Genomic DNA, 13,423 nt, shown 5'->3' on the forward strand with positions numbered 1-13,423 from the left:
ATTATTTATTGATATTCAATTTATTTATCTCTGCTCATCTGTTTAATCTGCGTCATCTGCGTGCCATAGTATGACTTTTGACACTCTCATATATCTTTTACCTTCAAAACATTATAAGAAGTTCCGATATCATAGACATCGCTACCGTCCACCTTTTTTATGTATTTTACCACGCGAATCGTTACTGGAAGAATGATCACCTCATAGAGGGATTTCAGAACCGCCTGTGTCCCGATCATGATTAATAATTCTTTGCAGGGAATCAATCCGGCAAAAGCGATCGGAAAGAAAATCATCGAATCGGCACTCTCACCCACTAATGTCGAAGCGATCGCACGTAAAGAAAAGTTTTTCCCTTTAGAAGCAATCTTCATCTTGCTCATCACATATGCATTCAGGAACGAGCCGACCAGAAAAGCGATCAGGCTTGCAATCGCAATGCGCGGAGCCATTCCAAAGACGAAGTTAAAACCTTCTTCCCCTTCCCAAAACGAGGCGGCAGGCAACATGACTGCCAGTTGTGCAAACCCGATAACGAGGAAGTTCGAAGCAAATCCGCTCCAGATAATCAAACGCGCTTTCTTAAATCCCCATACTTCGGCAATACAATCATTGATAATATAGGAAATAGGGAATACGATCAGTCCGGCTGTAGCAGTAATGCCAAATACCTGTACGACTTTCGTCTCTAAAAGATTGGACGCTACCAGACATATATTGAACAGGATGCCGAGCAGCATGAATGGGATTGTTACAGTTGTCTTCTGCATAATTCTTGTTTTTTACGAGGTTTATCAAGCACTCGGGAAAGCAAAAACTTTCCGTATCATGTCTATAAATTAAATTCCGGCTGCAAAGATAGTTATTTTTTTAGAACCTGTGTGAGTAGGTCAGCCCTATTGCATGTTTATAATTGACCGGATCATATACGTTGAATATATGGTAACGGTAATATAACTGCAATGCGTTTTGTTTGTTTATCTTATAATCGCTTCCGGCTGAGAGGCGAATCCTGTCTGTGTGCATATTACCCTGATAGCCGGTGTCATTAAATATTTCGGCATAAGCAAAAGGGGAGAAATCCGTTTTACTGATCTTATAGGAGAAGGTGAGCATTGTCCGGAGATAATTCTTGGGATGTTCGGCGCCTGTTTTATAAGTACTCTGGAATCGTTCGCGAAGAGACAGGACAAAGTTGCCGACAGGATATTTTCCCGAAGCATACACATAATATCTGTTCCGTAACTCTTCGGAAGCCTTGTACTGGTTAAGTAACATATAGGCTACTCCGGCTTTCAGATACCGGTTGAATGTATAGTTGATTTCTCCTGTTGTCAGAAACCACTCTGCCTGTTTGAAGTTTGATTTCGGACGGATATCCTCTTCCAGCAAAAAAGAAAATTGATGATAAATCTTTCCTGACAGACTAACCTTGAATGCTATTCCGGCACCATCTATTGCCCACAGAGTAGAATGACTCTGAAACATCAAAAAGACGAATAGAATAAAGAAACAATTTCTTTTGAAATAGTTTTTCATAGGAATATGATGTGTTTTTAATTTAGATTTAGGGCAAAGATAAGGATAAAAGAATTATTTTTGTATCTCATGTAACTTAATAAAATCATGTTATGAAGAACTTTAAGAAATGGCTGATGCTGGTTGTGTGTGCATTGGCTGCCTCCTCTCTTTTAGGCCAGGAGAAAGATTGGGCCAATTTTGGCCGGTATGCCGAACTTAATAAAACGGTAGAACTCCCATCTAAAGTGGTATTCATGGGAAATTCGATTACGGAGGGCTGGTGGAACAACGATTCGCTTTTCTTTAAGAACAATGGCTTTATCGGCAGAGGTATCAGCGGACAAACGACGGCTCAAATGCTGGTGCGGTTTCGTGCAGATGTAATCAATCTCAAACCGCAGGCTGTTGTAATCCTGGTCGGGACCAATGACATTGCCCAAAACAACGGATATATCTCTCAGGAAAATATACTGGGAAATATCATATCTATGACCGAGTTGGCAAAAGCAAACCATATCGATGTGATTCTTTGTTCTGTTTTGCCCGCCTATGATTTCGGTTGGCATAAAGGACTGGAACCTGCCGATAAAATTATCGAACTGAATAAAATGATTAAGGCTTATGCAGACCGTAATGGTCTTACTTATATTGATTATCATTCTCAATTGACGGATGGGCGGGGAGGTTTGCCGGAGAAATATTCCAAAGACGGCGTGCACCCTACTTTGGACGGATATAAGATCATGGAAAAGATACTTCTTCCGGCACTGAGTGGTTACTAACCGGATTATTTTGCTATATTTGCTCCCGAATTATAAAAACAGTTTTTTGAAAACACTACTTTCTACATCTATAAGTGCTTAATAACAGCCTATAACTCTTTATAGGCTGGCCACTTCAATTTTCCGGATATACATCTTCATCCGGGCCTTATTATTATATCCTTTTTCATATAAAAACTGTTCCCATAAGGGAGCATAGTAACCATTTAATATATTATAGTCATGAATTTAAACGACGTGCAAGTCAGAAGGGCTACTTCTGACGATTTTAACGATGTAATGAACGTTGAACGACTCGCTTTCGGTGAAGATGACGAGGCCGTACTGGTGAAAGACCTTTTGGCAGATCAGACAGCAGAACCTTACGTCTCGTTGCTTGCCTGTTATCAGGGGGAGGCCATAGGCCATATCCTTTTTACAAAGGCCTCATTGGAGGGGAGCAATCCTTCACCTTCTGTTTATATCCTGGCACCTTTGGCCGTAAAGCCGGAGTATCAGAAACAAGGTCTCGGAGGTTTGCTGATCCGGGAAGGCCATCGGATATTGAAGGAGATGGGAGTGGAGATGGTTTTTGTGCTGGGGCATAAAGAGTATTATCCCCGTCATGGTTTTAAAGGAAATGCAGAAGCAGCCGGTTATCCGCCTCCTTATCCGATTGAAGATATCTATGCTGATTGCTGGATGTATCAATCCCTTACTTCGGAAGCAGGGGATGTTCCTAGAGGAAAGGTAAGATGCGCTGACGCAATGGACAAGCCGGAGTATTGGCGTGAATAAAGAGAAGAAGGACTGTATCAAAAGACTTTTGATACGGCCCTTTTCATATATACTTTCTGTCTTTTATCCAATCTCCAATACCGCCGGGCAATGATCTGAATGTACGGCATCATTCAGAATATAAGCCGATTTCAGCAACGGTTTTACCGGTTCGCTGACCATGCAGTAATCGATACGCCAGCCTTTATTGTTTTTACGGGCGTTGAAACGATAGCTCCACCATGTATATTGCTGTTTTTCCGGATTGAGATGGCGGAATGTGTCGATAAATCCTGCATCCAGAAACCGTGTCATCCATTCGCGTTCTTCGGGAAGGAAACCGCTGTTGGTCGCATTGCGTACCGGATCATGAATGTCTATCGGTTCATGACAGATATTATAGTCGCCGCAAAGAATCAGATTCTTACGTGTTTTCTGTAATTCCACTACATAACGCTGGAAATCTTCCAACCATTCCATTTTAAATGCCTGGCGTTCATCACCACTGGTTCCGGAAGGATGGTAGACACTGACAATTGACAGGTCACCATAATCCGCACGGATAAAACGACCTTCGTTATCATATTTCTCTATGCCCATTCCCGTTTCCACATAATCAGGTTCTTGGCGGGTGAGGATAGCTACCCCGCTATAACCTTTCTTTTGGGCACTAAACAGGTAGGGTTTATAACCTGAATCCGCAAAGGCATCTGCCGGGAACTGATCCGGCTGAAGTTTAGTTTCCTGCAGGCAGAGTACATCGGGCTGCTCTTGTTTTAACCATTCCGGAAAGCCTTTTCCCACAGCGGCGCGGAGGCCGTTTACATTGTATGTTATTATCTTCATATAACAGCTCTTTTAGATCGTTTAATAGGAATCCAAAGATACAATTTAACAGTTGGATGTGCTAATTTTACCGGAGAATTCTATTTTGCATCTAAATGAATCCTACATTTGTAGCGGCAAAAAGAAAATTACATTAGGAAAATACAGAATGGAAGAAAATAGTTTTGAAGCCCGTTTGCTTCATACGCCTTACGAGAAGCCGGACGCCTATGGCTCATTGGCAATGCCGGTCTATAACACTGCTGCTTACGAGTTCGAATCGGCGGAAGCGATGGAAGCCGCTTTCTGTGGCCGTACGTCCGACCATGCTTATTCGAGGATTACGAATCCGACCGTACAATATTTTGAAGATCGTGTGCTGTCCGTTACCGGAGCCATGAGTGTCACCGCCCTTAATTCCGGTATGGCCGCCATTTGCAACACGTTGATGACGATCGGGCGTGCAAAAGCCAATATCGTCACTTCCCCGCATCTGTTCGGCAATACCTGGTCATTGATGAAGACGACGCTGGCCGCCTTTGATATCGAGGCACGTTTCTGCAACCTGACCGATCCCGACGAGGTCCGCGCCCATATCGACTGCAACACCTGTGCGATCTTTCTCGAAGTGATTACCAATCCGCAGTTGGAAGTGGCCGACCTGAAGATGTTATCTTCTATCGCAAAGGAGGCGGGAGTACCTTTGATCGCCGACACGACGATCGTTCCTTTCTCTGTCTTCCACGGAAAAGATTTTGGTATAGATATCGAGATCGTATCCAGCACCAAATATATCTCCGGCGGGGCAACAAGCATAGGAGGTCTGATACTTGATAACGGGACCTTCGACTGGAGCCATTTTATCACACTGAAACATTGGTATGAACAGTTTGGCGAACGCGCTTTCACCGCCCGCCTCCGGAAGGAGATACACCGGAACCTGGGCGCTTATATGACGCCGCAGGTTGCCTACATGCAGACGCTGGGACTGGAAACCATGCCTCTCCGTTTCGAACGGCAGGGAGCAACTTGCCTGGAACTAGCCGGCCGGCTGCAAACGCTGGAAGGTATTGTGTCGGTCAATTACACCGGCCTGAAAGATAATCCTTATTATAAACTGAGCACTGTCCAGTTCGGAAAATATCTGGGAGCCATGCTGACATTCGACCTGCCTTCCCGTGAGGCCTGCTTTGCCTTTATGAACCGCCTGCAACTGATCCGCCGTGCCACGAACCTGTTCGACAACAAGACATTGGCTATCCATCCGGCAAGCACCATCTATGGCAGTTTCACCGAAATGCAACGGCAGGAAATGGATATCAGCCAGCAAACAATCCGCCTGTCGGTCGGACTCGAACCGGTCGACGATTTGTATAACGACATTAAACAGGCTTTAGCCATACGCTGATGCGGACGCTTATCATAGCCGATAACCAGGATATCACCAAAGCCGGCATCCTTTACCTGAGCGACAGGATGCCGGATCTTAGCCTTGTGACCGAGGCTGCCGACAAACACGAGCTGCTTCAACTCCTTCAACAGCATCCGCAGGCTGTCGTGATCCTCGACTACACGCTTTTCGATTTGACGAGTGCCGACGAACTTCTGATCTTGCAGGAGCGTTTCAAACAGGTCTCCTGGATACTTTTCAGCGATGAACTGAGCGAAAATTTTATCCGTCGCATCCTCTTCAGCAGCGAGGCTTTCAGCATCGTCTTGAAGGATGCCCCGTCAGCAGAAATACGTGCGGCCCTGCAATCGGCTTTACATTCCGAACGTTTTATCTGTCAACGGATTCATAACCTGCTTTCAGAAAAGAAAATAGTCCGTGAACCCAAAGAGCACCCCGTACTGACCTCGACAGAAAAAGAAATACTGAAATCCATCGCTTTAGGCAAGACGACCAAAGAAATTGCCTCCGAGCGTTTCTCCAGCATCCACACCATCACCACCCATCGCAAAAATATTTTCCGCAAACTGGAAGTAAATAATGTGCACGAGGCAACCAAATATGCTCTGCGCGCAGGGATAGTCGATGCAGCGGAATACTATATTTAATCAGACCATATCTTCCCCAGTCTTCACAATCTCGACTTTCAAAGTCTTGTGGAAAGGCGTAAAGCGGGAGATAACCATCACCACAATCGCAAAGATGAGCACGTAGCCGATAATCGTTTTCAAGGCAAGCAACAAGCTTTGCGATTGCAGTGTGGTGTAAAGGCTGTTTGTAGCCAGTTGCACGGCATCCGTCATGCTATGTCCCTGTGCCAGTGCATTATTGAGTGACTGGTTGTATTGCTGTGCCGCCAGCGGGTTATCGAGGCGCATATTCTCCGAGAGGATCGCCATATCCCGCAATTGCAGACGGTAAAGCATATTATTGAAGAAGGCCGACGACAGGGCAGGAGCTATCACCGAACGGCAGGTGATCAGGAAAAAGGCATTATATATCATCAGCTTCGGATTCATATCTTCCACCGCATACACACCGAAAGCGATAAACAAGATCATCATTCCCATTCCCCGGAGAAACATCGGAAGATACAACATTTCGTACCTCCCGTCCGGTGTGATCCCGAAATAGAGGATAGCCAGATAGATCACATAACACAGCATCCCTCCGGATATCAGTATCCTGAAACGCCACCGTTGCCAGCGGAACCACCAGAAACAGATCACCGCCCCGCAGATAAACCCCGGCAGCATCCAGAGATTCAGAAAGTTGGCATGTACGCTGTCTACCCGTATGATATTATTCATATAACTGGTCACCAGCGAACTGGTGGAAGAAAAGAACATCACCAACATCATGAAGAAATAGCCGATCAACGCCTTGCTGCTGTTCAGCACTTCCAGTTTCAGATACGGATTTTTCCGCGTCTTCTGCCGGAACTGGAATAACCAGACCAATACCGGCAGCGACAGCACATACACCGTGATTTTAGCGGACGAAAACCAGTCGAGTGTCTTCCCGTAGGTGGCCGACCAGATGGTGAAAAGCAGGATGGAGGCCATGAGCAGGATACTTTTCCAATCTATCTCTTTAAAAGGAAAATAGACAGGACGCCTGGCATACCGGAAGAACATCAGGATAAAAGAGATGGCAACCAGCAAGAGCAGGATAACGAAGTAATACATATACTGCCATTGGTAGTAATAGGCCAACTGTGCCGTGACCGCCATCGAGACCTGGCCTGCCGAGAACACGATCGGGTAGAAGTAAGCATAAAATTCGCTGCGCACATTCTGCGGACTGAAAAGCGGACGTATCATCAGGATGATCTCCAGCATGGCGAAACCTTTCAGAAAACCGATAAAGAAGCTGCATACGATAATGATATCCATCTGGTTCACCTGCGCACAGATAAAGCTGAGGATCACCTGCAACAAGAGGTCGATCAGCAGGATCGTTTTAGTGGTCACTACCGGACGCACTTTCGGGATCAGCGGATAAGCAACCGCCATTCCCGCCGATGTCGCATAGTAAGCCATGCTGATGTCTTCGCTCAACACACCCAGCGTTCCTGAAACTTCGGTGATAGTCCCGGTATAGGCTCCGTTGATCAGGATGATCGGCAGCATGACGGTAAAAGCCGTAACGATCCCCAGCCAGCGGGGGACCCAGGGGCGGATAGGGACATTCAGGGGTGTTTGTGTAGCCATTATGCTGTATTATTCAATGTCTTTTCAATGCTTCCGTTTCCACCATCATGCCGGCACGGAGCAGATTCATGTCTTCGGGCGAAACGTCAATCAGGTCGATGCGCACAGGGATGCGCTGTTGTATCTTGACGAAGTTGCCGGCAGAGTTATCGGTCGGGACGAGGGAGTATTTGGAGCCGGTCGCTTCGGAGATCGCCGTCACGGTGCCGTGGAAAATGCGGTCGTCTACAGCATCTACTTTGATGCGTACTTTCTGGCCGATGTAGATATGGCTGATTTGTGTTTCCTTGTAATTGGCGGTTATCCATTTGTCGTTGTTGCGGACGAGGTAGCTGAGGGTTTGTCCGGCTTGAACCAGTTGTCCGGTTTCCAGCGTGCGGCGTCCCATGTATCCGTCGAAGGGAGCGGTGACGACTGTATACGATAGGTTGAGCTGCGCCATCTCCAGGTCGGCTTCTTTGCGCAGGATGGCCGCCTTCACACTGCCGCTTTTCTTGCTCGTCTCCGAATATTGCGATTGGGCGGCACTCTTTTGGCGGAGCAGGGATTCGTAACGGGCTTTCATGGCTTCGTATTCAGCCTTGACCTGTTCGTATTGCTGTTGCGAGACGGACTCTTCGGCCAGGAGGTTGGCATAACGTCGATGGTCCTGTTCGAGTTGCCGGAGGCGGGCTTCCGTCTCGGCGATATTGGCCTCCTGTACGCTGATATTCACCTGGGAGGTTTCGATGCCGGAACTTAGTATATCTTTGGAGGCCTGGGCGTCGAGGAGGGCGGCTTCGGCATCTTTCAGCTTGATACGGTATTCCCGGTCGTCGAGGATCAGAAGGGTGTCGCCTTCCTTTACCTGCTGGTGCTCGGTGAAACGGACTTCCCTGATGTAACCCGGTACGCGGATATTGACGGGGGTGATATATTGATCCACTACGGCGTCATTGGTGATTTCGTAGTTGACATATTTCCAGAAGTAGTTGACCGTCCATGATATGCCGCCGAAAGCGAGCAGGATACATACGGTGTTGAGGGTGATATTCCTTTTTTTCAGTCGCCTCAGTTGTTTTCTTTTTCTATGTAATCCGGACATATTTGTCTGTTTTTAATTAAGTTATAAATTGCCGCACGCATGCATCAGTTGATAATAACTGTAGATGGCCTCGGTGCGTGCATTGGTCAGTTGCAGTTCGGCTTCAAGCCTGACGCTGCTGGCATCGAGCAGGTCGGTCAGGATGGATAGCTGGTTGAGGTAACGGTTGCTTACGATACGGTAGTTCTCCTCCGCTTGCCTGACCGACAGGATCAGTGCCTGTACGCGGTCGAGCGCTTCATGATGCCTGATCCAGGCGCTTTTGACATTAATACGGATATCCTGGCGGATTTGTTCTTCCTTATTTTTCTGGATATTGACAATTTGTTTTACCTCATGTATCTTATGTTTATTCTGATAGAGGGATGACAGGTTGTAGGAGAGGCTTAAAACGATATTCCAGTTGTTGGAGAAGACGTCTTCCATCGTAGTGCTTAGCGGGCGTGCCAGGGTATTGGCGGCACGTACCGAGAGTGAGGGCAGATAGTCGGCTTTTGACAGGAATATATCGTTTTCAGCCAGCTTCGTGTTGTAGCGGGCGATCTGTAATTCGGGATAGTTGAGGTAAGCCTGTTGGACGTAGGCATCATAGCTTTCCAGTGAAACGGCCGTGTAAAGCAATGCCGTGTCGGGTTGCAGGAGGAATGTTTCATCCAGTCCGAGCAAGACGTCAAGTTGCTGGGAGACGATTGCGATATTATCGTCTGCTTCGCGGCAAGCCAGCTGGTCGTTGGTGAGTTGCAGTTCGCTACGCAACTCGTCGTTGCGGGTGACGATACCTTCTTTCTTCAGGCGGCGGATATCTTCAAGTCTGCGGGTGGACTCTTCCACGTTACGGGCAAATACGTCTTTTTGTTTGTAGAGACTGAAAAGGTCCATATACTGACGGAGCAGGAGCAGTTTGACTTCGGCTTTGCTACTGGCCGAATTGAGTGCTGCAATCTGTTTCTCCAACGAGGCACGTTTGATATTATAATGTATTTTACCTCCGCGATAGACGGGTTGGGTTACTTCTACATTATAATTATGTGACCAGTCGGGCAGGTCGGGATGAACCGGTTGCGTCAGTCCCTGCCGGAAGACGGTAGACTGTCCGATATATCCGGTCGTCGCACCGATACTGATACCGGGCAGACGGGCCGTTTGCGCTGTTTTTTTCTTGTCGGCTGCGACGACTTCCTGCATGTGGGAGGCTTGCAGACGCAGACTGTTTTCCGTACCCAGGCGGAAGAGTTCGTCGAGGGTAAGAGAATAAGCCTGTTGGGAACAAGTCGCAACAGGCTTTCCTATAAACAGTAACAATAAAAAACTATATTTGATCAAATATCTCATTCAGTTTGCTTAGATGTTTCATACAGGCTTCCATATGTTTGGTGTTCATTTGTTGCCCGACCTGGGTGTACATGTCTTTCAGGAGGGATTTAATCTTGTCGGCCACCTTTTCTCCTTCGGGGGTGAGGTATATCAGTTTATTACGGCGGTCGTTGCAATCTTCCTGCCGTATAACCCATCCTTTCTTCTCGAGATTATTGATCAGGTTGGTGAGGCATGCTTTGTCTTTCGCTGTTTTTTCGGCCAGCGATTGTTGGCTGACTCCCTGTTCTTTCCACAAACAATGCATTACCTGAAGCATTTCAAAGGTCATATCGACGTTGTTGCTTTTCAGTATTCGCTGAATGGTCTGGCGGAATGTCATGCGTGTCCTTAATACTAGTAGATTAAGTTCGTGAGCTAATTCACTATCTGTCATACTTGCTGTTTTTATCGGCGCAAAGATAGATATTTATCGGATATTAGTCAAATGTTTGACTAATTATGTGTGAAAAACTAAGGGAAAGAAGTTCGATATTTATCAGATTTGAACTATCCGATTATTGACCGGTTGTACCTGTCTCCCCTCTCAAGAGGGGAATTGGTTACTCCCATCACTATAAACTGATAGCTCAATTATTCCTAAATTGGCATATTGCCACATTGGCTCATTATTTTCTAAATATGCTTCAGTTTATAGAATATAGATAAGGTCTCGTTTATAACGGATATTCTTCGAATGCATATAATACGGTAGAAAGATACCGCTCTCCGGTATCGGGTAATAGGGCAACGATTGTTTTGCCTGCATTCTCCGGCAGTTCCGCCAGTTTTAGAGCAGCGTATACGGCAGCACCGGAAGAGATACCTACCAGCAATCCTTCTTTTTGTGCCAGTTCACGGCTGGTACGGATGGCATCGTCATTTTCTACCTGAATGATTTCATCGACGTATTTGCCGTTATATGTTTTAGGAATGAATCCGGCCCCGATACCCTGTATCTTATGCGGTCCCGGTTTACCACCGGAGAGGACGGGGGAGTCGCTCGGTTCTACCGCTACGATTTTCACATTCGGATTATGTGCTTTCAATCCTTCACCGACACCGCTGACTGTTCCGCCCGTACCTACACCGGCTACGAAAATATCGACTTTACCATCCGTATCGCGCCAGATTTCCTGTGCAGTAGTCTGTACGTGTTTAGCCGGATTGGCCGGATTTTCGAATTGTTGCAGGATGACGGAACCAGGTGTTTCATCACGTAATGATTCGGCTTTGGCGATAGCTCCCTTCATGCCATCGGCTCCGGGAGTTAATACTAGGTGGGCTCCAAGAGCTTTTAATAAATTGCGGCGTTCTATGCTCATCGTTTCCGGCATTGTCAGAACCAGTTTATATCCTTTGGCGGCAGAAACGAAGGCGAGTCCAACCCCGGTATTCCCGCTTGTCGGTTCGATAATGGTCGCTCCCGGTTTCAGAAGTCCTTTCTGTTCTGCGTCTTCGATCATTGCCAGGGCGATGCGGTCTTTCACGCTGCCTGCCGGGTTGAAGTATTCCAGTTTACCGATCAGTTTTGCTTTTAATCCTTTGCTTGCATTGAAGTTGGAGAACTCTAATAACGGAGTGTTACCAATCAGGTCTGTCAGTTTTTTTGCTACGTTTGCCATATCATTCTATATTTTAGTTGTTCTTATTTATGCAACAAAGATAAGAGGAGTATTGATTATGGGAAATACCATAAAGAGGGTATATTTTATTTTTTACTTTCTACCGGGTAAAATAAAATCTCTTATATTTGCATACATTCTGAATGTGGAAGATGGAGGATAACGAATTGATATTATTATTGAAGCAAAACAGTAAAGAGGCTTTTACTGCTTTATATAAAAAGTACTGGAGGCAGGTATACAACTTCAGCCGTCTTTACCTGACCAATCAGGATACAGCAGAGGAAGTCGTGCAGGACGTTTTTATAAAAGTGTGGGAAGGGCGTGACTTTATGCGTGAAGACGATAATTTCAAAGGATTGATGTTTATCATCACCCGCAACCTGATATTTAATCAACACCGGAAAAATTTGAACGAAGATTTTTATAAAATGACCGTCCTCGCCGCTATGGAAGATTCATACGATATTGAAGAGGAGATAGAGGCTAAGAACCTGAGCGAATATATTGACATGCTTATAAACGAGTTGCCGCCACGCCGCCGGGAAATATTTAACCTGAGCCGGAAAGGAAACAAGAGCTATAAAGAAATAGCCGAATTATTGAATATATCGGAGAAGACTGTTGAAAATCAAATTAGTGAAGCGCTTAAATATCTGCGGAAGAATATCACTCTACTTTCTCTTTTCCTGTAAAAACCGATTCCCTTTTTTCTTTTATTCTTAGAAAATTAAAAAAAAACGATGGGCGGATAGGGGTAACCTATATGCTCGGGGGTATTTATTATAAAGCAGATAAAAAGAAATGGATCAGGATAATAAAAGATATATATTAAAAAAGCTGATGCAGGATGCATTGGGAGAGGAGGAACGTACTGCACTGAATGAGCGGGATGCAGTAAAAACACAAATGTTCAGTCAGTGGAACAATGCCCCGGATGCTGCGTATATTGACCGGGCTGACAGTATGCGGATATGGCATCGTATACGGCAAAGTATTTGGGACAATGCTTCTGTAAAAAGATATTTATTCTATAAAGTTTATAGTGTGGCAGCATCTGTTTTATTGTTATTGGCTGTCGGAGGGATGGCTTATTATCTAGGAGAGAAAGATAATATTCCTGTTTATGTTGTTACGTCAGGTATTCAGAATATGCAATCGGTATCATTGCCGGACGGGACGGTCGTACAGTTGGGACCCGGTAGTAAATTGACCTATCCTGCTGCATTTACAGGGAAAACACGTGAAATACATTTAGACGGTCAGGCTTTTTTTGATATCCACAAAAATCCTCACAAGCCTTTTATCGTACATACTTCGGAAATGGAAGTGCAGGCTTTGGGAACGGCTTTCGAGGTGTTTGATTATGATATAGAAAGTAAATCGGAGACTGTCCTGTTAAATGGGAAAGTCAAGATAGGAATAAATAATTCAAAAGGTGATAGAGCTGAGTTTATTTTGTCGCCGAATGAAAAGATGGTATATGATCAGCAAGCAGATTCGGCCTATGTTTTAACTGTCGATGCAGATAAATATACTTCATGGCGAAAACAGAAGATGGTCAGTTTCGAAAATGAAAAACTATCAATGATTATTCCACGTCTGGAGCAATGGTACGGACGTAAGATTATGTGCCAGCAAGATCTGGCGGATAAATACCGCTTTACATTTAAGGTAAGGGATGAATCATTGGAACGGATATTGTTTATGTTGGGAGAATCATCTCCTTTAAAATATCAAAAGACAAGTAATGGAAATTATGTGTTAGTTCTCAAATAATTAATAATCTAAATCTATAGCCTATGGACATATCG

14 protein-coding genes are annotated in these 13,423 nt (G+C 45.4%); 6 read left to right on the plus strand and 8 right to left on the minus strand.

Annotated features, from left to right (window positions below; all coding sequences use genetic code 11):
• Positions 1-86 precede the first annotated feature (86 nt).
• Both NBH15_RS17960 and NBH15_RS17965 read right to left on the minus strand, forming a co-directional pair.
• Positions 87-770: a queuosine precursor transporter gene (locus NBH15_RS17960; protein ID WP_128134274.1), complete on the minus strand. Its 684-nt coding sequence runs from the start codon at positions 768-770 to the stop codon at positions 87-89.
• A gap of 100 nt (positions 771-870) precedes the next feature.
• The gene (locus tag NBH15_RS17965) at positions 871-1,539 is read right to left on the minus strand and encodes a DUF2490 domain-containing protein (protein ID WP_128134275.1); all 669 of its coding nucleotides are present in this window, start codon (positions 1,537-1,539) and stop codon (positions 871-873) included.
• 92 nt (positions 1,540-1,631) lie between these two features.
• On the opposite strand from NBH15_RS17965, the gene NBH15_RS17970 reads away from it, so the two are divergent.
• On the plus strand, positions 1,632-2,303 hold the full coding sequence (locus NBH15_RS17970; RefSeq protein ID WP_250823214.1) for an SGNH/GDSL hydrolase family protein: 672 nt from the start codon (positions 1,632-1,634) through the stop codon (positions 2,301-2,303).
• A 222-nt stretch (positions 2,304-2,525) separates the two neighbouring features.
• Complete coding sequence (locus NBH15_RS17975; protein WP_128134277.1) at positions 2,526-3,080, plus strand: GNAT family N-acetyltransferase; 555 nt, start codon at positions 2,526-2,528, stop codon at positions 3,078-3,080.
• A 63-nt stretch (positions 3,081-3,143) separates the two neighbouring features.
• On the opposite strand, the gene NBH15_RS17980 is transcribed toward NBH15_RS17975, so the two are convergent.
• Entirely contained in the window at positions 3,144-3,905 is a 762-nt protein-coding gene (locus NBH15_RS17980) for an exodeoxyribonuclease III (RefSeq protein ID WP_250823215.1), read from the minus strand.
• A gap of 148 nt (positions 3,906-4,053) precedes the next feature.
• Between NBH15_RS17980 and NBH15_RS17985 the strand changes: the two genes are divergently transcribed.
• Together NBH15_RS17985 and NBH15_RS17990 are read left to right on the plus strand one after the other, a co-directional pair.
• Positions 4,054-5,292 carry a PLP-dependent transferase gene (locus NBH15_RS17985; protein WP_250823216.1) on the plus strand — a complete coding sequence of 413 codons (1,239 nt, stop codon included), beginning with the start codon at positions 4,054-4,056 and terminating at the stop codon, positions 5,290-5,292.
• Positions 5,292-5,942 (plus strand): LuxR C-terminal-related transcriptional regulator, encoded by a 651-nt coding sequence (locus tag NBH15_RS17990; RefSeq protein WP_007658218.1) that lies wholly within the window; start codon positions 5,292-5,294, stop codon positions 5,940-5,942. Before NBH15_RS17985 ends, NBH15_RS17990 begins: the two co-directional genes overlap by 1 nt.
• On the opposite strand, the gene NBH15_RS17995 is transcribed toward NBH15_RS17990, so the two are convergent.
• The 5 genes from NBH15_RS17995 to cysK form a co-directional block, all read right to left on the minus strand.
• Positions 5,943-7,547, minus strand: a complete 1,605-nt coding sequence (locus tag NBH15_RS17995; RefSeq protein ID WP_010802694.1) for an MFS transporter — start codon at positions 7,545-7,547, stop codon at positions 5,943-5,945. It abuts the gene before it with no gap.
• 13 nt (positions 7,548-7,560) lie between these two features.
• Positions 7,561-8,631: an HlyD family secretion protein gene (locus tag NBH15_RS18000; protein ID WP_250823217.1), complete on the minus strand. Its 1,071-nt coding sequence runs from the start codon at positions 8,629-8,631 to the stop codon at positions 7,561-7,563.
• Between the two features lie 21 nt (positions 8,632-8,652).
• Positions 8,653-9,963: a TolC family protein gene (locus NBH15_RS18005; protein WP_250823218.1), complete on the minus strand. Its 1,311-nt coding sequence runs from the start codon at positions 9,961-9,963 to the stop codon at positions 8,653-8,655.
• Positions 9,941-10,381 carry a MarR family winged helix-turn-helix transcriptional regulator gene (locus NBH15_RS18010; RefSeq protein WP_007658207.1) on the minus strand — a complete coding sequence of 147 codons (441 nt, stop codon included), beginning with the start codon at positions 10,379-10,381 and terminating at the stop codon, positions 9,941-9,943. The genes NBH15_RS18005 and NBH15_RS18010 overlap by 23 nt, the downstream gene beginning before the upstream one ends.
• A 280-nt stretch (positions 10,382-10,661) precedes the next feature.
• The gene (gene cysK / locus NBH15_RS18015; protein WP_250823219.1) at positions 10,662-11,609 is read right to left on the minus strand and encodes a cysteine synthase A; all 948 of its coding nucleotides are present in this window, start codon (positions 11,607-11,609) and stop codon (positions 10,662-10,664) included.
• A 152-nt stretch (positions 11,610-11,761) separates the two neighbouring features.
• On the opposite strand from cysK, the gene NBH15_RS18020 reads away from it, so the two are divergent.
• Positions 11,762-12,304 (plus strand): RNA polymerase sigma-70 factor, encoded by a 543-nt coding sequence (locus tag NBH15_RS18020; protein WP_128134301.1) that lies wholly within the window; start codon positions 11,762-11,764, stop codon positions 12,302-12,304.
• Positions 12,305-12,413: 109 nt separating this feature from the next.
• Positions 12,414-13,388 carry a FecR family protein gene (locus tag NBH15_RS18025; protein ID WP_250823220.1) on the plus strand — a complete coding sequence of 325 codons (975 nt, stop codon included), beginning with the start codon at positions 12,414-12,416 and terminating at the stop codon, positions 13,386-13,388.
• Positions 13,389-13,423: the final 35 nt, after the last annotated feature.

The sequence above is a fragment of the Parabacteroides caeci genome (genome assembly GCF_023656795.1).
GTDB classification, from domain to species: Bacteria; Bacteroidota; Bacteroidia; order Bacteroidales; family Tannerellaceae; genus Parabacteroides; species Parabacteroides segnis.